Raw genomic sequence first — 24,503 nt, 5'->3', positions numbered from 1 at the left:
GACAACTCAATTCATCCCGGGCAGTTGAACCTTGGGCTTCACGTCGTTCTGCACAACGGATGCCATCGGTGCGACCACTCCCTGGCTCTTGAGCAACTCGCCCATGGTCGCCTTGATTCGGTACTGAGTAAATAACTGAATGTTTTTGATCTCGGCCAGACGGCGCGAAGCAGTGAAGAGTTCGTTTTCACTGTCGAGCAAATCCAGCAGGGTACGTTCGCCGAGGCTGAACTGACGCTGGTAAGCGGTGCGCACTGCGGTGCTGTGATCAACGTACTGCTGAGCGATCGGCACCTGGGCGTTGGCGTTGTTCAGGGCGTTCCAGGCCAGGCCCAGTTCTTCGTTCAACTGACGCAGGGCGTTGTTGCGGATGTCCAGCGCCTGGTTCGACAGGTAGGACTTGGATTCAAGATCCGCCTTGTTGCTACCACCGGAGTACAGGTTGAAGCGCATGCGCAGCATCGCCTGCCATTCATTGTTGTGACCGTTCTGGCCGTCGAGGTCGTTGTCGGCGGTGCGGCCCAGCTCGGCGTCGAAACGCGGGTAGAAGGTCGACTTGGCGGTTTCATACTGCTTTTCGGCAGCGGCGATGTCGGACTCGGCCGAACGCAGGATCGGGCTGTTTTCCAGCATCTGCTGGCGCGCTTCATTGAGGTTGGCCGGCATCATCGCCATGAACGGCGCCGGACGCTCCAGTTGATCGGGCATCTGGCCGACGGCGCTGAGGAAGTTGGTTTCCGAGTCGGCGAGGTTGGTCTGCTCGGTGATCAAATTGTTGCGGGCCTGGGCCATCCGCGCTTCGGCCTGGTCGAGGTCGGCACCGCTGCCGACGCCGCGCTGGGTGCGCAACTGGATCTGGTCGTAGATGCGCTGGTGGCTCTTGAGGTTTTCCTCGGCCAGGCGCACGAATTCGCGACGGGTCAGTACATCCAGGTAAACCTGGGCCACGGTCAGCGCAGTGCGCTCGGAGGTGCCAAGCAAGGAATAGGCGCGGGAGTTGACGGTGGCTTGTTGACGCCCGACTTCGCTGGACGTCGCAAAACCGTCAAAAACCATTTGCGACAGACGCACACTCGACTCGCCACGGTTCAGGGTTTGCCAGTGATTGCCGCCACCGTTGGCACGAGTGGTGACGCTGTCGGTACCTTCACGGCCATAACCGCCGAGCAGGTCGACCTTGGGCAGGTATCCACCTTTGGCAGCCTTTAACTGATAATCCGCAGCCAAACGACTGTTGACCCCTGCCTGGATTTCCGGATGGACATCCAGTGCCTGTTGCATGGCTTCCGGTAAGGATTGTGCTTGTGCAAAAGAGGCAGCGAGAGCGAAGGGTAGAGCCTTGAGCAGGTGCGAACGCATGGTAAAGATTTCCCAGAACTTCTTGTCTTGAATCACAGCAAAATGGCGAGCTGCGTCGGAAGATGGCAACCGGAATGACCGTATGTCGGAAAGTTTAAAACCGGAACTGGATCACACGCTGAAGGCAGGTCGCCGCATAAATATCAATGTGACATTACTGGGGCGATTGTTTAGGATGGCTCCCAGAAGGTCAATAGTTTGGCATAAACTTAATAGCGAAAGAATCTAGTCAAAATATTGACGTAAATCGCCGTCAAACTTGATTCACATTTTTTTAAAAGTACGTCCAGACTGAATCGGCGCAGAAAGCCATCAGGTCTATGGAAGTCAACTGAACGTGACACCCGGAGAGTCTTCAATGAGCAGTGTTGTTGCCATCGTCAAAAGCATTGTCGGTCAGGTTTTCGTGGTGTCCCCAGAGGGCGTCCGTCGCGTACTCGTTGAAGGCGACCGTTTGTTCGTCGGCGATCAGGTCGATACCGGCGTTTCCGGCGCGGTGTCCCTGGAACTGGCCGATGGCCGCACCCTGGACCTGGGCCGCGAAACGCAGTGGAGCGCCAGCACTCCGGACTCCAGCACCGATCTGGCCGAGGCCACCGCGCAAGCCGCGCCATCCGTTGCAGAACTGCAACAAGCCATCGCCGCCGGCGCCGACCCGACCACTGCCCTTGAAGCCACCGCTGCCGGCCCGAGCGCCGCTGGTACTGGCGGTGCCGCCGGGGGTGGCCACAGCTTTGTAATGCTTGATGCGACCGCAGGCCGTGTCGACCCGACCATCGGTTTTCCGACTGCAGGCATCAATTCCGCCGGCCAGGCCGCCCAGAACATCACCGGTGGCCAGACCACCGATACCACCACCAACGCCCTGCGTGACTCGACCCTGAGCCTCAGCGCCACGCCGACCATCACCGAAGCCGGCGGCGTGCTGGTGTACACCGCGACCCTGACCCAAGCGCCGCTGACCGACCTGACCATCACCCTGTCCAACGGTTCGGTGATCGTGATTCCGGCAGGCTCCACCACGGGCACCGTCAACGTGCCGCTGGCACCGAACGATACGGTCTACAACGACTCGACCCAGATCAACGTGACTGTCACCGGCACCACCGGTGGCAACGGCATTACCGTCACCGTGCCGACCACGCCGGCCGTGACCCAGGTTACCGACACCATCGACACCACCACCGTCACCCTGACGGCAGGCAACAGCGTTACCGAAGGTGGCCAGATCACCTACACCGCGACCCTGACCAACCCGGCGCAGACGCCGGTGACCGTCACCCTGTCCAACGGCTCGACCATCACCATCGGCGCCGGCCAGACCACTGGCACCGTCAACGTGCCGACCGCACCGAATGACGTCTACAACAATGGCAGCACCGTCACCACCACGATCACCGGTGCCACGGGTGGCAACTTCGAGAATCTGGTGCCGAACCCGACGCCAGCCGTCACCAATATCGTCGATTCGGTCGACACCACCAACCTGACCCTGACCGCGACCGGCACCGTGGTTGAAGGTGGCCAGATCACCTACACCGCGACCCTGACCAACCCGGCGCAGACGCCGGTGACCGTAACCCTGTCGAACGGCTCGACCATCACCATCGAAGCCGGCAAGACCAGCGGCAGCGTCAACGTGCCGACAGCACCGAATGACGTCTACAGCAACGGCGGCACCGTCAGCACCACCATTACCGGTGCTACCGGCGGCAACTTCGAAAATCTGGTGCCGAACACCACGCCGGCGACCACCACCGTCACCGATTCCATCGACACCACCAATCTGTCGCTGTCCGCGACCGGTTCCGTGGCCGAAGGCGGCTCGATCGTTTACACCGCGACCCTGACCAACCCGGCCGGCACCCCGGTGACTGTGACGTTGAGCAACGGCTCCGTCATCACCATTGAAGCGGGCAAGACCACCGGCAGCGTGACCGTTCCTGCGCCAGCCGATGACGTTTACAAGGACGCGGGTAAAGTCGAAGTCAGCATTACCGGCACCACGGGCGGCAACTTCGAGAACCTGGTGCCGAGCACTGTCCCGGCGGTTACTGAAGTCACCGACACCATCGACACCACAACGGTGAAGCTCACCGCGACCGAATCGGCGGCGGAAGGTGGCACCGTCACTTACACCGCTACCGTCGGCGCCCCTGTGACTGGTTCGCCTGTGACCGTGACCCTGGCCAATGGTCAGCAGATCACCATCGAAGTCGGCAAGACCACCGGTACCGTGACCGCCACAGCGCCGAATGATGCGCTGACCGGCAATCCGCCACTGACCAACTCGATCACTGGCGTGACGGGCGGCAACTACGAAAACCTCGTGGCTGACAAAACCCCGGTTTCGACCACGATCACCGATACCGTCGACACCACCAACCTGACCCTCAGCGCCACTGGCTCCGTGGCCGAGGGCGGTTCGATTGTCTACACCGCGACCCTGACCAATGCCGCCGGCTCACCAGTCACCGTGACCCTGTCCAATGGCGCGGTGATCACCATCGAGGCCGGCAAGACCACCGGCACCGTGACCGTTCCGGCACCGGCCGATGACGTCTACAAGGACGCCGGCAAGGTTGAAGTCACGATCAAGGATGCGTCCGGCGGCAATTTCGAGAACCTCGTTCCGAGCACTGTCCCGGCGGTTACCGAAGTGACCGATACCATCGACACTTCGACCGTGAAACTGACCGCTGACACTTCGGTCGCTGAAGGCGGCACCGTTACTTATACCGCCACCGTTGGCGCACCGGTGACCGGTTCGCCTGTGACCGTGACACTGGCCAACGGTCAGACCATCACCATCGAAGTCGGCAAGACCACCGGCAGCGTGACCACCACCGCACCGAACGATGTACTCAACGGCCACGCGCCGCTGACCAACTCGATCACTGATGTGAGCGGCGGCAATTACGAGAACCTCGTGGCCGACAAGACACCGGTTTCGACCACGGTCACCGACACCGTCGATACCACCAATCTGACACTGAGCGCGACCGGTTCCGTGGCCGAGGGTGGCTCGATCGTCTACACCGCCACGCTGACCAACCCGGCCGGCACGCCGGTGACTGTGACCTTGAGCAATGGCTCGGTCATCACCATCGAGGCTGGCAAAACTACTGGTACCGTGACTGTTCCGGCTCCGGCTGATGACGTCTACAAGGATGCCGGCAAAGTCGAAGTCACCATCACCAATACCGCTGGCGGCAACTTCGAGAACCTGGTGCCAAGCACCGTTCCAGCCGTCACTGAAGTAACTGACACCATCGACACCACCACGGTGAAACTCACCGCGACCGAATCGGCAGCAGAAGGTGGCAACGTCACCTACACCGCCACCGTCGGTGCCCCGGTGAGCGGATCGCCAGTGACCGTGACCCTGGCCAATGGTCAGCAGATCACCATCGAAGTCGGTAAAACCACCGGCACCGTGACCACCACCGCACCGAACGATGCGTTGAATGGTCACGAACCACTGACCAACTCGATCACAGGCGTCAGCGGCGGTAATTACGAGAACCTCGTCGCCGACAAGACTCCTGTCAGCACCACCGTGACCGACACCGTCGACACCACCAACCTGACCCTGAGCGCCACTGGCACCGTGGCCGAGGGTGGTTCGATCATTTACACCGCTACCTTGACCAACCCTGCCGGCACCCCGGTGACCGTGACGTTGAGCAACGGCTCCGTCATCACCATCGAAGCGGGCAAAACCACCGGCACCGTGACCGTTCCGGCTCCAGCCGATGACGTCTACAAGGACGCAGGCAAAGTCGAAGTCACCATCAAGGATGCGTCCGGTGGCAACTTCGAAAACCTCGTTCCGAGCACTGTCCCGGCGGTTACCGAAGTTACCGACACCATCGACACCACCACGGTGAAGCTGACCGCGACCGAGTCGGCAGCAGAAGGTGGTACTGTCACTTACACCGCTACCGTTGGCGCGCCAGTGACCGGATCGCCGGTGACCGTGACCCTGGCCAATGGTCAGCAAATCACCATCGAAGTCGGTAAAACCACCGGTACCGTCACCACCACAGCGCCGAACGATGCGTTGAACGGCCATGCACCGCTGACCAACTCGATTACCGAGGTAAGCGGCGGCAACTACGAGAACCTGGTCGCCGACAAGACACCGGTCAGCACCACCGTGACCGATACCGTCGACACCACCAACCTGTCGCTGACCGCGACTGGCACCGTGGCCGAGGGCGGCTCGATTGTCTACACCGCCACGCTGACCAACCCGGCAGGCACGCCGGTGACCGTGACCTTGAGCAATGGCTCGGTCATCACCATCGAAGCCGGAAAAACCACCGGCACCGTGACCGTTCCGGCCCCTGCCGATGACGTCTACAAGGACGCCGGCAAGGTTGAAGTCACGATCAAGGACGCGTCCGGCGGCAACTTCGAGAACTTGGTGCCAAGCACCGTTCCAGCCGTCACTGAAGTGACTGACACCATCGACACCTCAACCGTCAAATTGACGGCTGACACCTCGGTGGCCGAGGGCGGCACTGTTACCTACACCGCGACGGTCAGTGCACCTGTGACCGGTTCGCCAGTGACTGTCACTTTGGCCAACGGCCAGACCATCACCATCGAAGTCGGCAAGACCACCGGCACCGTGACCACCACCGCACCGAACGATGCGTTGAACGGTCACGAACCGTTGAGCAACTCGATCACTGGCGTGAGCGGCGGCAACTACGAGAATCTGGTGGCTGACAAAACTCCGGTCAGCACCACCGTGACCGACACCGTCGACACCACCAACCTGTCGCTGACCGCGACCGGCACCGTGGCCGAGGGTGGTTCGATTGTTTACACCGCCACGCTGACCAACCCCGCCGGCACTCCGGTGACCGTCACCTTGAGCAACGGCTCGGTCATCACCATCGAGGCTGGCAAAACCACCGGCACTGTGACCGTTCCAGCCCCTGCCGATGACGTCTACAAGGACGCAGGCAAAGTCGAAGTCACCATCAAGGATGCGTCTGGCGGCAACTTTGAAAACCTCGTGCCAAGCACTGTTCCAGCGGTTACCGAAGTCACCGACACCATCGACACCACCACGGTCAAGCTGACTGCGACCGAAACCGCTGCTGAAGGTGGCACCGTCACTTACACCGCCACTGTTGGCGCGCCAGTGACCGGATCGCCTGTGACCGTGACCCTGGCCAATGGTCAACAAATCACCATCGAAGTCGGCAAGACCACCGGTACCGTGACCACCACCGCGCCGAACGACGCGTTGAACGGTCACGAGCCGCTGACCAACTCGATCACCGGCGTGACCGGTGGCAACTACGAGAATCTGGTCGCTGACAAAACTCCGGTCAGCACCACCGTGACCGACACCGTCGACACCACCAACCTGACCCTGAGCGCCACTGGTTCCGTGGCCGAAGGGGGTTCGATCGTCTACACCGCGACCCTGACCAACCCGGCAGGTACTCCGGTGACCGTGACCTTGTCGAACGGCGCGGTGATCACCATCGAAGCCGGTAAAACCACCGGCACCGTAAGCGTTCCGGCCCCGGCCGATGACGTTTACAAGGATGCGGGCAAAGTCGAAGCGACCATTTCGACGGCTACTGGCGGCAACTTCGAGAACCTGGTGCCAAGCACTGTTCCTGCAGTCACCCAGGTCACCGACACCATCGACACCACCACGGTCAAACTGACCGCGACCGAGTCGGCGGCGGAAGGCGGCACCGTCACCTACACCGCGACTGTCGGCGCACCTGTGACTGGCTCGCCAGTCACCGTGACTCTGTCCAACGGTCAGTCGATCACCATCGAAGTCGGCAAAACCACCGGCACCGTCACCACTACCGCGCCGAACGATGCGCTGAACGGCCATGCACCACTGACCAACGCGATTACGGATGTGAGCGGTGGCAACTACGAGAATCTGGTCGCCGACAAAACCCCGGTCAGCACCACGGTCACCGATACCATCGACACCACCAACCTGTCGCTGACCGCGACCGGCACCGTGGCCGAAGGTGGCCAGATCACCTACACCGCAACCCTGACCAACGCCGCTGGCTCGCCAGTCACCGTGACCTTGTCGAACGGAGCTGTCATCACCATCGACGCGGGCAAAACCACCGGCACCGTGAGCGTTCCAGCCCCGGCCGATGACGTCTACAAAGACGCCGGCAAGGTTGAAGTCACGATCAAGGACGCGTCCGGTGGCAACTTCGAGAACCTGGTGCCGAGCACCGTTCCGGCCGTCACCGAAGTCACTGACACCATCGACACCACCACGGTCAAACTGACCGCGACCGAGTCGGCGGCGGAAGGCGGCACCGTCACCTACACCGCCACCGTTGGCGCCCCCGTCACCGGTTCCCCGGTGACCGTGACCCTGGCCAACGGTCAGGCGATCACCATCGAAGTGGGCAAAACCACCGGCACCGTGACCACCACCGCGCCAAACGACGCACTCAACGGTCACGAACCGCTGACCAACTCGATCACCGGCGTGAGCGGCGGCAACTACGAAAACCTCGTGGCCGATAAAACCCCCGTCAGCACCACCGTGACCGACACCGTCGACACCACCAACCTGACGCTGAGCGCGACGCCGGAAGTCAACGAAGGTGGCCATATCACCTACACCGCGACCCTGACCAACGCCGCCGGCACCCCGGTGACCGTGACGTTGAGCAACGGCGCCGTGATCACCATCGAGGCCGGCAAAACTACCGGCACCGTGACCGTCGATGCACCGAAGGACGACGTCTACAAGGACGCCGGCACCGTGGAAACGACCATCAAGGGCGCCACCGGCGGCAACTTTGAAAATCTGGTCACCAGCACTGCCCCGGCGGTCACCACCGTTCACGACACCATCGACACGTCCACCGTGTCGCTGACCGCTACCGCCAACGTCGCCGAAGGCGAAACCGTGGTCTACACCGCGACCGTGACTGCGCCAGTGACCGGCTCGCCGGTCGTGGTGACCCTGTCCAATGGCCAGACCATCACCATCGCCGTGGGCGAGACCACCGGCACCGTGAACTTCGTCGCACCGAACAGCCCGCTGGCGGGCGGCAGCTCGCTGAGCGTGACCATCGACAAGGCCACCGGTGGCAACTACGAGAACCTGGCGGTCGACAGCAAACCGGCCAACACTTCGGTTTCGGACACGGTCGACACCACCAACCTCAACCTGACCGCCACCGACTCGGTGGCCGAGGGTGGTTCGATTGTCTACACCGCGACCCTGACCAACCCGGCCGGCACCCCGGTGACCGTGACCCTGTCGAACGGCGCCGTGATCACCATCGAAGCCGGCAAGACTACGGGGACCGTGACCGTTCCGGCTCCGGCCGATGACGTCTACAAGGATGCCGGCAAGGTCGAAGCAACTATTTCGACCGTCACCGGCGGTGGTTTCGAGAACCTGGTGCCGAGCACCGTTCCGGCCGTGACCAACGTCACCGATACCATCGACACCACAACGGTGAAACTCACCGCGACCGAAACCGCTGCTGAAGGTGGCGCCGTCACCTATACCGCGACGGTGGGCGCGCCTGTCACTGGCTCGCCTGTGACCGTGACCCTGGCCAATGGTCAGCAGATCACCATCGAAGTCGGTAAAACCACCGGCACCGTGACCACCACCGCGCCGAATGACGCGTTGAACGGTCACGAGCCGCTGACCAACTCGATCACCGGCGTGAGCGGTGGCAACTACGAGAATCTGGTGGCCGACAAGACTCCGGTCAGCACCACCGTGACCGACACCGTCGACACCACCAACCTGACCCTGAGCGCCACTGGCTCCGTGGCCGAAGGCGGCTCGATCGTTTACACCGCGACCCTGACCAATCCGGCCGGCACGCCAGTCACCGTGACCCTGTCCAACGGCGCTGTCATCACCATCGAAGCCGGTAAGACCACCGGCACCGTAAGCGTTCCGGCTCCGGCCGATGACGTTTACAAGGATGCGGGCAAAGTCGAAGCGACCATTTCGACGGCCACCGGTGGCAACTTCGAGAACCTGGTGCCAAGCACCGTTCCGGCCGTGACTCAGGTCACTGACACCATCGACACCACCACGGTCAAACTGACCGCGACCGAGTCGGCGGCGGAAGGCGGCACCGTCACCTACACCGCGACTGTCGGCGCACCTGTGACCGGTTCGCCAGTTACCGTGACCCTGTCCAATGGTCAGCAAATCACCATCGAAGTCGGCAAAACCACCGGCACCGTGACCACCACCGCGCCAAACGACGCACTCAACGGCCATGCACCGCTGACCAACGCGATTACCGACGTCAGCGGCGGCAACTACGAGAACCTCGTAGCGGACAAGACGCCGGTCAGCACCACCGTCACCGACACCATCGACACCACCAACCTGTCGCTGACTGCGACCGGCACCGTGGCCGAGGGTGGTTCGATCACCTACACCGCGACCTTGACCAACCCGGCCGGCACGCCGCTGACCGTGACGTTGAGCAACGGCGCCGTCATCACCATCGAAGCGGGTAAAACCACCGGCACCGTAACCGTTCCGGCCCCGGCCGATGACGTCTACAAAGATGCCGGCAAAGTCGAAGTCACCATCAAGGATGCAACCGGTGGCAACTTCGAGAACCTCGTTCCGAGCACCGTTCCGGCCGTGACCGAAGTCACCGACACCATCGACACGACGACCGTGAAGCTGACCGCTTCCGAAACGGCGGCCGAAGGTGGCAGTGTTACTTACACCGCGACGGTTGGCGCACCGGTGACCGGCTCGCCGGTGGTCGTGACCCTGACCAATGGTCAGCAAATCACCATCGAAGTGGGCAAAACCACTGGCACCGTGACCACCACCGCGCCGAATGATGTGCTGAACGGCCATGCGCCGCTGACCAACGCCATCACCAACGTATCCGGCGGCAACTACGAAAACCTCGTGGCCGACAAGACGCCGGTCAGCACCACCGTGACCGACACCATCGATACCACCAACCTGTCGCTGACAGCGACCGGCACCGTGGCTGAAGGTGGTCAGATCACCTACACCGCCACCCTGACCAACGCCGCTGGCTCGCCAGTCACCGTGACCTTGTCGAACGGTGCGGTGATCACCATCGACGCTGGCAAGACCACTGGCACCGTGACCGTCCCGGCGCCAGCCGATGACGTCTACAAAGACGCCGGCACCGTGGAAGCGACGATCAAGTCCGCCACTGGTGGCAACTTCGAAAACCTGGTGACCAGCAACACACCAGCCGTGACCAATGTCACTGACACCATCGACACCACCACGGTCAAACTGACCGCGACCGAGTCGGCGGCTGAAGGCGGCACCGTCACCTACACCGCTACTGTTGGCGCACCGGTGACGGGTTCTCCGGTTACCGTGACCCTGTCCAATGGTCAGCAAATCACCATCGAAGTCGGCAAGACAACCGGCACCGTGACCACTACCGCGCCGAACGATGCGTTGACCGGCCACGCGCCGTTGACCAACGCCATCACCAACGTATCCGGCGGCAACTACGAGAACCTCGTTGCCGACAAGACCCCGGTTTCGACCACGGTCACCGACACCGTCGACACCACCAACCTGACCCTCAGCGCCACCAATTCGGTCTCCGAGGGCGGTTCGATCATCTACACCGCCACACTGACCAACGCTGCGGGCACCCCTGTGACCGTGACCTTGAGCAACGGCGCCGTGATCACCATCGACGCCGGCAAGACCACCGGTACCGTGACGGTTCCAGCCCCTGCCGACGACGTCTACAAGGACGCCGGCACCGTGGAAGCGACGATCAAGTCCGCCACGGGTGGCAACTTCGAAAATCTGGTCACCAGCACGGCTCCTGCGGTGACCCAGGTCACCGACACCATCGACACCACCACGGTGAAACTCACTGCGACCGAGTCGGCAGCTGAAGGCGGCACCGTTACGTACACCGCGACCGTGGGTGCACCTGTCACCGGCTCGCCAGTGACCGTGACCCTGTCGAACGGCCAGACCATCACCATCGAAGTGGGCAAAACCACCGGCACCGTGACCACCACCGCGCCGAACGATGCGCTGACTGGCCACGCGCCGCTGACCAACGCGATTACCGACGTCAGCGGCGGCAACTACGAGAACCTCGTAGCGGACAAGACGCCGGTCAGCACCACCGTCACCGACACCATCGACACCACCAACCTGTCGCTGACTGCGACCGGCACCGTGGCCGAGGGTGGTTCGATCACCTACACCGCGACCTTGACCAACGCCGCTGGCTCGCCAATGACCGTGACCTTGTCGAACGGCGCCGTGATCACCATCGACGCGGGCAAGACCACCGGCACTGTGACCGTTCCGGCCCCCGCCGATGACGTTTACAAAGACGCCGGCACCGTCCAGGCCACGATCAAATCCGCCACCGGTGGCAACTTCGAAAACCTGGTGACCAGCAATACACCAGCCGTGACCAACGTCACGGACACCATCGACACCACCACGGTCAAACTGACTGCGACCGAAACCGCTGCTGAAGGTGGCACCGTCACCTACACCGCTACCGTGGGGGCACCGGTCACCGGCTCGCCGGTCACCGTGACCCTGTCGAACGGCCAGACCATCACCATCGAAGTGGGCAAGACCACCGGCACCGTAACTACCACGGCGCCAAACGATGTGCTGACCGGCCACGCGCCGTTGACCAACGCCATCACCAACGCTTCCGGCGGCAACTACGAAAATCTGGTCGCTGACAAAACCCCGGTCAGCACCACCGTGACCGACACCATCGACACCACCAACCTGTCGCTGACCGCGACCGGCACCGTGGCCGAAGGTGGCCAGATCACCTACACCGCAACCCTGACCAACGCCGCTGGCTCGCCAGTCACCGTGACCTTGTCGAACGGAGCTGTCATCACCATCGACGCGGGCAAAACCACCGGCACCGTGACGGTTCCGGCACCGGCCGATGACGTCTACAAGGACGCCGGCAACGTTCAGGCAACAATCAAGTCGGCCACCGGTGGCAACTTCGAAAACCTGGTGACCAGCACCACGCCAGCGGTGACCAGCGTCACCGACACCATCGACACCACTACCGTGAAGCTGACCGCGACCGCGACAGCGGCCGAGGGTGGCACCGTCACCTACACCGCCACAGTGGGTGCACCGGTTACCGGCTCTCCAGTGACCGTGACCCTGTCGAACGGTCAGCAAATCACCATCGAAGTCGGCAAGACCACCGGCACCGTCACCACCACCGCGCCGAACGACGTGTTGAATGGTCATGCGCCACTGACCAACGCGATCACCGGCGTGAGTGGCGGCAACTACGAGAATCTCGTTGCCGACAAGACCCCGGTTTCGACCACTGTCACCGACACCATCGACACCACCAACCTGTCCTTGAGCGCCACCAATTCGGTCGCCGAGGGCGGTTCGATTATCTACACCGCCACACTGACCAACGCTGCTGGCACTCCGGTGACCGTAACGTTGAGCAATGGCGCCGTGATCACCATCGACGCCGGCAAAACCACCGGCACCGTGACTGTTCCGGCTCCAGCCGATGACGTTTACAAAGACGCCGGCACTGTTCAGGCAACCATCACCAACGCCACCGGTGGCAACTTCGAAAACCTGGTAACCAGCACCACACCAGCGGTGACCAACGTCACCGACACCATCGACACCACCACCGTGAAGCTGACCGCGACCGCAACAGCGGCCGAGGGCGGCAACGTCGTCTACACCGCGACTGTTGGTGCACCGGTGACCGGTTCGCCAGTGACCGTGACCCTGTCCAACGGCCAGACCATCACCATCGAAGTGGGTAAAACCACCGGCACCGTGACCACCACCGCACCGAACGATGCGTTGAACGGTCACGCACCGCTGACCAACGCCATCACCAATGTCAGCGGCGGCAACTACGAGAACCTCGTGGCCGACAAGACGCCGGTCAGCACCACCGTCACCGACACCATCGACACCACCAACCTGTCGCTGACCGCGACCGGCACCGTGGCCGAAGGTGGCTCGATCGTCTACACCGCAACGTTGACCAACGCTGCGGGCACTCCGGTGACCGTCACCTTGAGCAACGGCGCCGTGATCACCATCGACGCCGGCAAAACCACCGGCACCGTGACCGTTCCTGCACCAGCCGATGACGTTTACAAAGACGCCGGCACCATTCAGGCCACGATCAAATCGGCCACCGGTGGCAACTTCGAAAATCTGGTGACCAGCAACACACCGGCCGTGACCAACGTCACCGACACCATCGACACCACCACCGTGAAGCTCACCGCGACCGCAACCGCGGCCGAGGGCGGCAACGTCGTCTACACCGCGACTGTCGGCGCGCCGGTGACCGGTTCGCCAGTGACCGTGGCCCTGTCCAACGGCCAGACCATCACGATCGACATCGGCAAGACCACCGGCACCGTCACCACGACTGCGCCGAACGACGTGTTGAATGGTCATGCACCACTGACCAACTCGATCACCAACGTCAGCGGCGGCAACTACGAAAACCTCGTGGCCGACAAGACGCCGGTCAGCACCACGGTTACCGACACCATCGACACCACCAACCTGTCGCTGACAGCGACCGGCACCGTGGCTGAAGGTGGTCAGATCACCTACACCGCGACCCTGACCAACGCGGCAGGCACGCCGGTGACCGTGACCCTGAGCAATGGCTCGGTGATCACCATCGAGGCCGGTAAAACCACTGGCACCGTGACTGTTCCGGCACCAGCTGACGACGTCTACAAAGACGCCGGCACCGTGCAGGCAACCATCACCAACGCCACCGGTGGCAACTTCGAAAACCTGGTGACCAGCAACACGCCAGCGGTGACCAACGTCACCGACACCATCGACACCACCACCGTCAGCATCACCGGCAGCACCTCGGTGACCGAAGGCCAGACCGCGACCTACACCGTGAGCCTGACCCACCCGGCGCAAACCGAAGTGACCCTGAAAATCGTCTACAGCGGCACCGCCGCCGACGGTTCGGACTTCACCGGCGTGTACACCGTGAAGATCCCGGCAGGCGCCAGCAGCGCGCAGTTCAACGTCGCAACCATCGACGACAAGATCACCGAAGGCACCGAGAACTTCGTGGTCAAGATCGACTCGGCCACCGGCGGCAACTTCGAGAACCTGGCGGTCAGCAGCACCAACGGCAGCGTCAGCACCTCGATCATCGACAACGATGCGCCACCGGTCCTCGACCTCGACGCCAACAACTCCAGCGGCGCCACCGGGGCCGACTACAAGGTGACCTTCACCGAAAACACCCCGGGCGCGGGCGTGTCGATTGCCGACACCGACATCAGCATCACCGACCCGGACAGCACCATGCTGACCGGCGCCACCATCGTGCTGACCAACCGTCAGGACGGCGATGCGCTGAATCTGGGCAACAGCGTCAACGGCATCACCATCAATGCCAACAGCACCAATGGCACCATCACGCTGACCCTGTCCGGCAACGCGACGCTCGCCGACTACATGCAGGCGATCAAGAACATCACCTTCACCAACAGCAGTGAAGACCCGAGCACCGTGCCGCGGATCATCACCGTGACGGTGACCGATGGCGGCAACTACTCCAACGTCGCCACCACCACGGTCAACGTCGTGGCCGTCAACGACGCGCCGGTCGCTGCACCGGTCAACGTCACCGGCACCGAAGACACCCCGCTGATCCTCGGCTGGTCGACCTTCGGCGTCACCGACGTGGACAGCCCGGCCTCGAGCCTGGGCGTGAAAATCACCCAGCTGCCGGGCGAAGGCAAACTGCAGTATCTGGACGGTTCGACCTGGAAAGACGTCGCCACCAACCAGACTTTCAGTAAGGCCGACATCGACGCCGGCAAGCTGCGCTTCCTGCCGGATGCCAACGAATCGGGTGCGAACGGTTATGGCGGCACCGGTCTGGGCAACAACCAGGCGGACTACGCGCAGATCAAGTTCCAGCCAACCGACGGCCAACTGCTGGGCAACACCGGTACGATCAAGATCGACATCACGCCGGTGGCGGATGCGCCGACCCTGTCGGTGGCCGACAACAGCGTGAAGTCCACCGGGCTGATCAAGGAAGTCTGGACCGGCCTGTCGGGCCTGGGCACCGATGGCAGTGGCGCGAACTCGACCACCCTGAAAAACGTGATCGACGGCGCCGGCACCGCGAACTCCAAAGGCAACGTGACCAACGTGCAATCCGACGGCAACGTCGCGGCGGGCACCGCGTCGAAGACCTCCGGCCTGATCTACCTCGAAGCCGGCAAGACCTACACCTTCACCGGCACCGGCGATGACAGCCTGTTGGTAAACATCGGTGGCAAGAACGTGGCCTCCACGACGTGGGGCGCGGGCGGCAACCTCAACGGTTCGTTCACCCCGACCACCAGCGGCTACTACACCCTGGAAATCTACCACCACAACCAGAGCGGTCCGGGCAGCTATGACGTCAACCTGTCGGTCAACGGCGGCACGGCGATCGACCTGAGCAGTGCCGGCGTGCCGATCTACACCGGCGTACAGGACCTGGTGAACTCCGGTGTGACCGTCTCCGACCTGCACGGCACCAACGGCGAAGGCTATTACGACGGCTACAAGCTCAACACCGGCGCCGAAGGCACCACCGTGAAACTGTCGTCGATCAGCACCGCGCTGACCGACACCGACGGCTCGGAAACCCTGAGCATCAAGATCAGCGGCGCACCGGTCGGTTCGGTGCTCAGCGATGGTGCGGGCCACAGCTTCACCGTGACCGCCACCAGCGGCGACGCCAACGTCACGGGCTGGAACCTCGGCAGCCTGACCGTGACTCCGCCGGCCTACTACAACGGCCAGTTCAACCTGACCGTGACCTCGACTTCGACCGAGGCACTGGGCGGCTCGGCCAGCACCACCGCGACCATTCCGGTCTCCGTGGTGCCGGCGGTCTACAACTCGATTGTCGCCACCTCTGCCGACGACACCGTCACCGGCACCGACGGCAACGACATCATCGTCGCCGACATCGGCGGCCTGACCGTGGTGCCGGGCACCAACTACAACATCGCGTTCATGGTCGACAGCTCGGGCAGTATGAGCACCTCGTCGATCAACGCCGCCAAGGACTCGCTGACGTCGGTGTTCAACACCCTCAAGCAGAGCATGGGCAACAACTCGGGTACGGTGAACATCTTCCTGGTGGACTTCGATACCCAGGTCAACAAGTCGGTGTCGGTGAACCTCAACGACCCGAACGCGCTGACCAAGCTCAAGGCTGTGCTGGACTCAATGACCTCCGGTGGCGGCACCAACTACGAAGACGTGTTCAAGGCTACGGCCAACTTCTTCCAGAGCACTGAAGCCGTGGCCAACACCGGGGCGAAGAACCTCACGTACTTCATCACCGACGGCCAGCCGACCTACTACCAGAGCGGCGAACAGACCAACCCGACGCTGTACGGCAACGTGAAGCTCGACGACGTGGTGAAGACCAGCAACTACAAGCTGGGTGACAGCTTCAGCACCTACATCGACAGTACCCACTACCTGACCATCAGCACGGCGGGTGCCGTGGTGCTGCAGACGTACAAGAACGGCAGCTGGAACTGGAGCAACGTGGGTACCATCCACGCTCAGGGCGACGGCACCTACGAGCTGTCGAGCCTGGCTGGCTCCGGCAGCAGCACCAGCCAGGCCACCACTGACAACGCCAACAGCGCCTTCGCGCTGCTGGGCAACCTGTCCAATGTGGAAGCCATCGGGATCAACAGCGGTGTCAGCCTCAACGACCTGAAACCGTACGACACCGATCACAACCCGCAGACCAACATCGATCCGAAGGACCTGGCCAACTCGATCATCGGCCACACCGAAGCGACGATGCCGGGCAACGACACCGTCAACGGTGGCGACGGCAACGACATCCTGTTCGGCGACCTGGTGAGCTTCAACGGCATTGCCGGTGAGGGTTACCAGGCGATACAGGCATTCGTTGCGCAGCAGACTGGCGTCGATGTCAGCAAAGTCACCACCAGCAACGTGCACCAGTACATCACCGAGCACTATCAGGCGTTCGATGTGTCCGGTGCCCATGACGGCAACGACACGCTACTGGGTGGCGCAGGCAATGACATCCTGTTCGGCGGCGGCGGCAATGACGTGCTCGACGGCGGCAAAGGCAATGACATCCTGCTCGGCGGCTCCGGCAACGACACGCTGATCGGCGGCCAGGGCAACGACATCCTGATCGGCGGTTCCGGTGCCGACACCTTCGTCTGGAAAGCAGGTGACACCGGCAACGATGTGATCAAGGACTTCAACGCCAGCGAAGGTGACCGTATCGACCTGCGCGACCTGCTGCAGGGCGAGTCCGGCAGCACCATCGACAACTTCCTGAAGATCACCACGGTCGACGGCGTGTCGTCGCTGCAAGTCAGTTCGGCGGGCAAGTTCAACTCCGCCGATGCGGCTGCCGCGACACCGGACGTGACGATCAAACTGGAAGGCAACAACTGGTCCACTGCCAACATTCACAACCTGATTGCCGGCAGCGATCCGACCATCAAGGTCGACCACAACAACAGCTGATGCGTGAACAAAACGGCCGCCCCAATGGGGCGGCCGTCACGTTTGCGTCTTTCTTCCCGGTGACGATTGCGTCGCCGCACCGCATACTCCCGTGCAGTTGGCTATGCTGCTGACAGCATGACGCTGGTCCATTTCCGAGGGATGCTCAATGTTTTACGTGCAACGCGATGCACAGGGTCAGTTGGTTCGCGTGGAAGCTGCGGCCTGGGCCGAGGCCACGGAAACGCTGCCCGCCGACCACCATGAAATCCAGGCCTGGTTTGCCAACGCGGCGGTGGAAAACAGCCTCAAGCAGCTCAAGCAGAGCGACCTGGAGATGATTCGGGTACTCGACGACCTGATTCAGGTCCTGACCCAGAAAGGCGTGATCCGCGTCACCGACCTGCCGCCGGCGGCCCAGGCCAAGTTGATGGACCGGACCCAGGCCCGGGAAGCGTTGGGCGGGTTGAGTCAGTTGATCGATGATGAAGAGACCGGGTTGATCTGATCTCTTTTGTCTTGCCCGTTCCCGCGCTGCGCGTGGGAACGGGCAATTCATCACCAGGGTTTCGGCTCGCCGAAGAGCTGCCCCTGAACCCCATACAACCCCATCTCGCGAATCACCGACAACTCCCCTTCCGTCTCGACCCGTTCGGCAATCAGCGGCAGATCGATGCTGTGCGCCGCCCGCTGGATCGCCTCGATGAACAGGCGCTTGTCGCTCTCCTGATCGATCGCGCGGATGTAGCTGCCATCGATCTTCAGGTACGCCAGCCCTAGCCGCGCCAGGTTGCCGATCATGCTGAAGCGCCCGCCGAAGCGCTGCAGGCTCAGGGAGAAACCGAGTTCGCGCAGGCGGCGGGTCAACTGTTCCAGCACCGCTTGCTCCGGCAATTGTTCCTCGCCGATTTCCAGGGTCAGGCGCGGCCCCAGATTGGAATGCGAGCGCAGAATCTCGAAGACTTTGTTCAGCGCCTGCGGATCGGCCAGGGTCGCCGAAGACAGGTTCAGCGCCAGGGATTCTTCATGGCCGGCCATTTGCTCCAGCACCCGCTCGAGCATCAAACGGTCCAGCCGTGCGGTCCAGCCAAAGCGCTCCAGCCATGGCAGGAAACGTCCGGCGGGAATGGTCTGGCCCTGTTCGTCGAGCAGGCGCGACAGCACTTTGTAATGCAGCACCAGCTGCGTGTCCTGAGCTGCCACCACCGGCTGGAAGAACAACTCGAAACGCCGCTGATTCAGCGCCTGATCGAGCAGGCGATGCCAGGCGTGGTGATCGTCGCCGACATCCGCCACCAGGCTCTGGTCGAGGCACGCCCAGTTCTGTTCGCCCTGACCTTCGGCCTGAGCCAAGGCCTGATCGCCGAGGCTGAGTACCGCTTGCGGAGAATCGCCGTGGGCGAACGGCGCCAGGCCGATGGAGGCCACAGCAGGCACGTCGGTGGCGCCCGTCGCATGCAGGCTGCCCAGGGCGCTGTCGAGGTTCTGCGCCAGTTGCAGCGCTTCTTCGCGGGTCAGCCCCGGCGCCAGCACGGCGAATTCACCGCCTCGAATGCGGGTTACGAGGTTCTGGGTTTCCGGGTATTTGGCGCACTCGCGAGAGAGTTGCTGACCGACCGCTTTCAACAATTCATCGGTGCGCTGACCGCCGAGACGCTGGTTCAAACCCGCCAGATCCTTGACCCGAAGCAACAGCAAGTAACCTGAGCTGGCCTGTTCCGGGTTGCTCACGCGAGCGTTCAATTGCATCTCGAAGTAGCGTCGGTTGGCGAGCCCGGTGAGGTTGTCCTGATAGGACTCGGTACGCAGTTTTTCGCTGCGTTCGGCCTGCTCCTGGAACAGCGCCTTGAGCTTCTCGACCATCTGGTTCATGGCCAGCACCACGCGACGCAGTTCAGGCGTACGCGGCAGGTCCGGCAGGCTGAGGAATTCGCGACGGGCGATGGCGTGGGATTGCTTGACCATGTAATCCAGCGGCCTCAGTTGCCGACGCAGCAACAGCGCGCCCAACACCGCACTCACCGCGCCGCAGACCAACAACCAACCAAGACTGCCCAAGGCGCTCTGCCAGAGTTTGGCCAACGCGAACATCGGGTGGCTGACCACCTCGACCCGCGCCGCTTGCTCCCAGCCACGGCTGACCAGCGCATCGCCACCGGCCGGTTCCAGGCCGATCAGTTTGACGAACCAGTCCGGCACGTTGGTGACGGCGGGAATGCCACTGCGCTCGACAATAGTCTGGTCGGTCTTCAGATCGACCACGCGGATGCTCGAGTAATAACCGCTGTCGAAAATCGAGCTGACCAGCAACTCGACCATCGCCGGGTCGTCGATATTCGGTGTCAGCGACAGCGCCAGTGCCGTGGCGGCGTCCTGGGCGTGGGAGCGCAACTGGTTGACGTACTGGGTGCGCGAGCTCTCCAGACTGACCATGAAGCTGCCGGTAAAGGCGACCACCAGGAACAGACAGATAGCGATCAACAGCTGTTTGAACAAAGACATCTGAGCGCGTGCTCCTAGTTAGTCGTCTCGACCGGGAATCCTTCGGCCTGCATTTTCTTCAACACATCCTGCCAGCGTGACAGACGTTTGGTGTCGCCGACCTTCTTGTTGCCCTTCGCCCCCGGCAGGTATAGACCTTCGGCATTGAAAGAGTAGACCGGCAGCAAATCGGTTCGCTCGGACGCCGGCTTGATCGGGTCGATCAGGCTGTCGAGCACCAGTGGCATGGCGTCAGGGCTGGAATAGTAAGTCAGGACCATATGCGCGCGGTTCTGGCGCAGGGCCTTGACGTAGGTGATGCGCAACTTGTCACTGGCAACCCCCAGGTGGCGCAGGCTGAAATACTTGGCAATCGCGTAGTCTTCGCAATCGCCGGCACCTTTCCACAAGGCTTCGATGGGGGTCTCCCAATAATCGACCTGGCCCCACAGGTCGATGTCCTCGACGTAGCGCATCTGTTTGTTGAAAAACAGGTTCACCACTTTGAGCTTTTCCATCTCGCTGACCTGCTTCTGGGTGGCCAACAGATTCTGCCAGGCATCGATCCGTTGTTGCCCGGCGCCCAGCGGTCCGTACAATGCCGTGGCCTTGCGGCTGATCGCGGAAAAATCCCAATCGGCATGCAGGCCGCCCAGCATGATGCCGGCCAGCAGCAGCGCGCAGGCAAGCCAGCGCGCAATCCGTGGGATCGCGAAACGTACCGCCAATGCAAAGCATCCAGGGCAGGGAGAAATGGCGTTTGATGGTGAAGGTTAGTCCAGCAAAAAACAATGGCATCCTGAGATCATCTCCACCGCGCTAAACTTTAGAGGTAACAGGGTTCCTCTACGTGGTTTGACAACCTGTAGAGCAATCACTAGTGTCCTTTGGATCCAAATTCCGCAGTCAACAGGGTGTGCAGTTGTGACCCAGAAGCTCAAGCCACTCCACAGCATCAAAGTCGAAGGGCCGATTCCCGCGCATCTGGCGCGCTCGGTCATCGAGGAAACCCTGCGCTCGGCGATTCTCGACGGGCGCCTGCCGTGCGGCACCGCCGTGCGCCAGCAGGATCTCGCGGACCTGTTCGGCGTCAGCCGCATGCCGGTGCGCGAAGCCTTGCGTCAACTGGAAGCCCAAGGTCTGTTGAGCGTGGTTGCCCACAAAGGCGCCGTGGTAGCGCCGCTGATCCAGGGTGACGCGACCGAAACCTATGAGCTGCGCATCCTGCTGGAATCCGAAGCCCTGCGTCAGTCGATCCCGCTGCTGACCAGCGCCGATCACGAGCGCGCCGCCGGCTACATCGAAGAGCTGGAAACCGAGCACGACTACACCGAAATCGGCCGGCTCAACCGCCTGTTCCACATGACGCTTTACTGCAAATCCCCGAACGGTCGTCTGCTGCGACTGGTCGAGGACGGTTTGAATGAAGAGGAACGCTTCCTGCGCTTCAACCTCGAGGCCATGGGCCTGGGCAAGATCTCCCAGGACGATCACCGTGCCCTGCTGCAAGCCGTGCAGCAACGGGACACCCCACTCGCAGTGGCGTTGCTGGAACAGCACCTTAACCGCGGTGTCGAGGTCATCACCCGTTACCTCGCCAGCCCCGCCGCACAAAACCGCAAGACTGCCCGCTGATTCCCCCCTTCCGGGTGAGCTCCCGCTTACCCGGCGAATAACCCGCTTACAAATCCCCACGCCAGTCACGCTCAATTGCCGTGGCACTTCGGCGCCTTCGCTCTAACCTCCCCCCTGCTTTGGACAGCCCGGAAATTGCACCGCAAGGAAGTCATTTTCGACGATAGCCGCGGCGCCGATTTACGCGCACCCTTGAATCGCCAACCCAAAATAGAACGGGGACGCGCCGCCCCGGCAGCAGTCTCCGCAACAGGAACCTACGGAAGGAGCCTTGTCACGGGAAAAGGAAGATTCGCCGCAGTACCAGGCCAACTTCATCCCCTCAGATCATTTCAATTACTTCATTAGAAAGTTGCTTCGAGTGAGGCATTCACTCTTGTTATTCAATTTTGGCCTTTAAACGCCGAAAGGAGCAACTACGCCCAAATAAAACTCAACTTAAAAGTTTTATCAGCCTCACTCATACTTCAAAAATGGCAAACTTAAATTAATTAAAAATATACTTGTTAAGTTGTTTTGCGATGTATTAGTTTTTCTACGCCGGGTTTTGTACCGAACCGACAGACCGGCGAGGTCCAGCAATATGACCTGGTTAGCAGCCGCCTTCAGCGGTATGCGGTCGTACCAGGCCTTTCAATGAAACTTTAACTTTCATCGAAACAAATGAGGCTATCGCTCGCCTGGAATATATATCCAACGTTGTTAGCCATTGATTGAGCAGTCCCTATATCCCTATAAGCCAGAGGCTCGCATCATGCCAACTAAAGAACAACTCGCCCAAAAGAAAGCCGAACTCAGCGTTCACCCGATTTTCTCCGAAATCGATTCGCTATCGGTGTTGCGGCGTTTCATGGAATCCCATGTATTTGCCGTATGGGATTTCATGTCGCTGACCAAACGCCTGCAACAGGAACTGACCTGCACCCGCCTGCCATGGCTGCCGCCGCGCGATCCCCATGCCGCACGATTGATCAATGAAATCGTGCTCGGCGAAGAGTCGGACGATCGGTTGTCACACGGGCATTACAGTCATTTCGAGTTGTACCTGGACGCGATGCGCGAAGTCGGTGCGAGCACCTCGGCGGTGGAGCGTTTCGTCGCGCTGCAACAGGAAGGCGTGAGCTACGACGTCGCGCTGCAAAGTGTCGAGGTCGACCCGGCCGCCGCGCAATTCGTCCGCGACACCTTGCTCACGGCACTGCATGCGCCAGGGCACAGCGTCGCCGCTGCCTTCCTGCACGGTCGCGAGAGCGTCATCCCGATCATGTTCCAGCGCATGCTCGATGCCTGGGGCATCGGCGTCGAACAGGCGCCGACCTTCCGTTACTACCTCGAGCGGCATATCGAGGTCGACTCCGAAGACCACGGCCCTGCCGCCGAACAACTGCTGGATCGACTGGTGGACGGCGATCCGCAGCGCGAAGCCGAGGTCTATGCCAGCGCCATCGCCGCCGTGGAAAGCCGCATCGCCCTGTGGGACGGCCTGCGCCAAAGCCTGCGCGAACCGCTGGCGGAGGTGGCCCAATGAACGCCGCCGACTACCAGTCTTTCGCCGATGCCTGGGAAAGCCGCGCGACCATTCGCACCCGGCCGCGCCGCGTGCTGGAGGATGACGCGCGGCTGATCTATCCGCTCAGTCGCCAGCCGTTGGTGCTCAGCGAAACCTTCCTGCGCGAATGCCCCGAACAGCGTGATTTCGCCCTGGTGCAGACGCTGTACAAATTCATCAACGACGTGGTGATTTTCGAAACCGAGATCGTCGACAAGACCGCCCGCAGCATCGCCAAGAACCGCTTCGCCGTGCCCTTCCCGTTCGCCTGTCGCTACGACGCCATGACCGTGGTGGTGGACGAGGATTACCACGCGCTGGTGGCGATGGATTTCATGCAGCAGACCGTGGCCATGACCGGCATCGAGCCGATCGAGCTACCGAATGAAATCGAACTGAGCCGAGCAATTCCCGCCGCCGTCGAACTGGCTCCGGAACACCTGCGCAGCGCCGTGGAACTGATTTGCGTAGCCATCGCCGAGAACACCGTGACCGGCGATGTCGCGGCGTTCGCCCGGGACGATACGGTCAAGCCGTCGATCAAGGGCCTGATGGCCGATCACTTGCTCGACGAAGGTCGGCACTCGAGTTTCTGGGCGCGGATGGTGCGCATCTACTGGAACACCGCGAGCGATGCGGATCGCGAATGTATCGCGCAGATCCTGCCGGTGTTCATCGGCCATTACCTGACCAACGACATCCAGAAGTCCTTCGACCTGCGCCTGATCGACGCCCTGCCAGTCAACGATGCAACCCGCCGTGCGCTGAAAGACGAGATGGCCGGGCTGGCCTTCCCGATCAATCGCCACCACCCGCTGGTGGGCAACATCGTGCGGTTTTTCCACAACAGCTCGCTGCTCGACACACCGTGCGTACAGCACGCCCTGCGCGACTACCTGGTTTGACAAG

Annotated in this window: 8 protein-coding genes; 5 read left to right on the top strand and 3 right to left on the bottom strand. The window is 61.9% G+C overall.

Annotation, left to right across the window (positions count from 1 at the left end; all coding sequences use genetic code 11):
* Positions 1–6 precede the first annotated feature (6 nt).
* A complete protein-coding gene (locus tag NH234_RS01645) occupies positions 7–1,359 on the bottom strand; it encodes a TolC family outer membrane protein (protein ID WP_367255464.1) in 1,353 nt (450 codons plus the stop codon).
* Between the two features lie 358 nt (positions 1,360–1,717).
* Between NH234_RS01645 and NH234_RS01640 the strand changes: the two genes are divergently transcribed.
* Together NH234_RS01640 and NH234_RS01635 are read left to right on the top strand one after the other, a co-directional pair.
* On the top strand, positions 1,718–17,950 hold the full coding sequence (locus NH234_RS01640; protein ID WP_367255462.1) for an immunoglobulin-like domain-containing protein: 16,233 nt from the start codon (positions 1,718–1,720) through the stop codon (positions 17,948–17,950).
* A 148-nt stretch (positions 17,951–18,098) separates the two neighbouring features.
* Positions 18,099–18,437, top strand: coding sequence for a tryptophan synthase subunit beta (locus NH234_RS01635; protein ID WP_085712603.1), 339 nt, complete (start codon positions 18,099–18,101; stop codon positions 18,435–18,437).
* Positions 18,438–18,487: 50 nt separating this feature from the next.
* Here NH234_RS01635 and lapD read toward each other — a convergent pair whose 3' ends face one another.
* The gene (gene lapD, locus NH234_RS01630) at positions 18,488–20,431 is read right to left on the bottom strand and encodes a cyclic di-GMP receptor LapD (protein ID WP_085733434.1); all 1,944 of its coding nucleotides are present in this window, start codon (positions 20,429–20,431) and stop codon (positions 18,488–18,490) included.
* A gap of 14 nt (positions 20,432–20,445) precedes the next feature.
* Positions 20,446–21,138 (bottom strand): cysteine protease LapG, encoded by a 693-nt coding sequence (gene lapG / locus NH234_RS01625; protein ID WP_085733435.1) that lies wholly within the window; start codon positions 21,136–21,138, stop codon positions 20,446–20,448.
* 196 nt (positions 21,139–21,334) lie between these two features.
* Between lapG and NH234_RS01620 the strand changes: the two genes are divergently transcribed.
* The 3 genes from NH234_RS01620 to NH234_RS01610 all read left to right on the top strand — a co-directional run bounded on the left by NH234_RS01620 (position 21,335) and on the right by NH234_RS01610 (position 24,499).
* Positions 21,335–22,045 carry a GntR family transcriptional regulator gene (locus tag NH234_RS01620; protein WP_085733436.1) on the top strand — a complete coding sequence of 237 codons (711 nt, stop codon included), beginning with the start codon at positions 21,335–21,337 and terminating at the stop codon, positions 22,043–22,045.
* Between the two features lie 751 nt (positions 22,046–22,796).
* Positions 22,797–23,573, top strand: a complete 777-nt coding sequence (locus NH234_RS01615) for a DUF3050 domain-containing protein (RefSeq protein ID WP_367257108.1) — start codon at positions 22,797–22,799, stop codon at positions 23,571–23,573.
* Positions 23,570–24,499, top strand: a complete 930-nt coding sequence (locus NH234_RS01610; protein WP_367255459.1) for a diiron oxygenase — start codon at positions 23,570–23,572, stop codon at positions 24,497–24,499. Before NH234_RS01615 ends, NH234_RS01610 begins: the two co-directional genes overlap by 4 nt.
* Positions 24,500–24,503: the final 4 nt, after the last annotated feature.

The sequence above is a fragment of the Pseudomonas sp. stari2 genome, assembly GCF_040760005.1.
GTDB lineage: Bacteria > Pseudomonadota > Gammaproteobacteria > Pseudomonadales > Pseudomonadaceae > Aquipseudomonas.
Note: the sequence above shows the minus strand (reverse complement) of the source record. Positions and strands in the feature narration are given on the sequence as shown.

Bases quoted from the DNA above. Each gene is read 5' to 3' on its own strand.
- NH234_RS01645 (WP_367255464.1), bottom strand. From the start codon at position 1,359: ATGCGTTCGCACCTGCTCAAGGCTCTACCCTTCGCTCTCGCTGCCTCT.
- NH234_RS01610 (WP_367255459.1), top strand. From the start codon at position 23,570: ATGAACGCCGCCGACTACCAGTCTTTCGCCGATGCCTGGGAAAGCCGC.
- lapD (WP_085733434.1), bottom strand. From the start codon at position 20,431: ATGTCTTTGTTCAAACAGCTGTTGATCGCTATCTGTCTGTTCCTGGTG.
- NH234_RS01635 (WP_085712603.1), top strand. From the start codon at position 18,099: ATGTTTTACGTGCAACGCGATGCACAGGGTCAGTTGGTTCGCGTGGAA.
- NH234_RS01640 (WP_367255462.1), top strand. From the start codon at position 1,718: ATGAGCAGTGTTGTTGCCATCGTCAAAAGCATTGTCGGTCAGGTTTTC.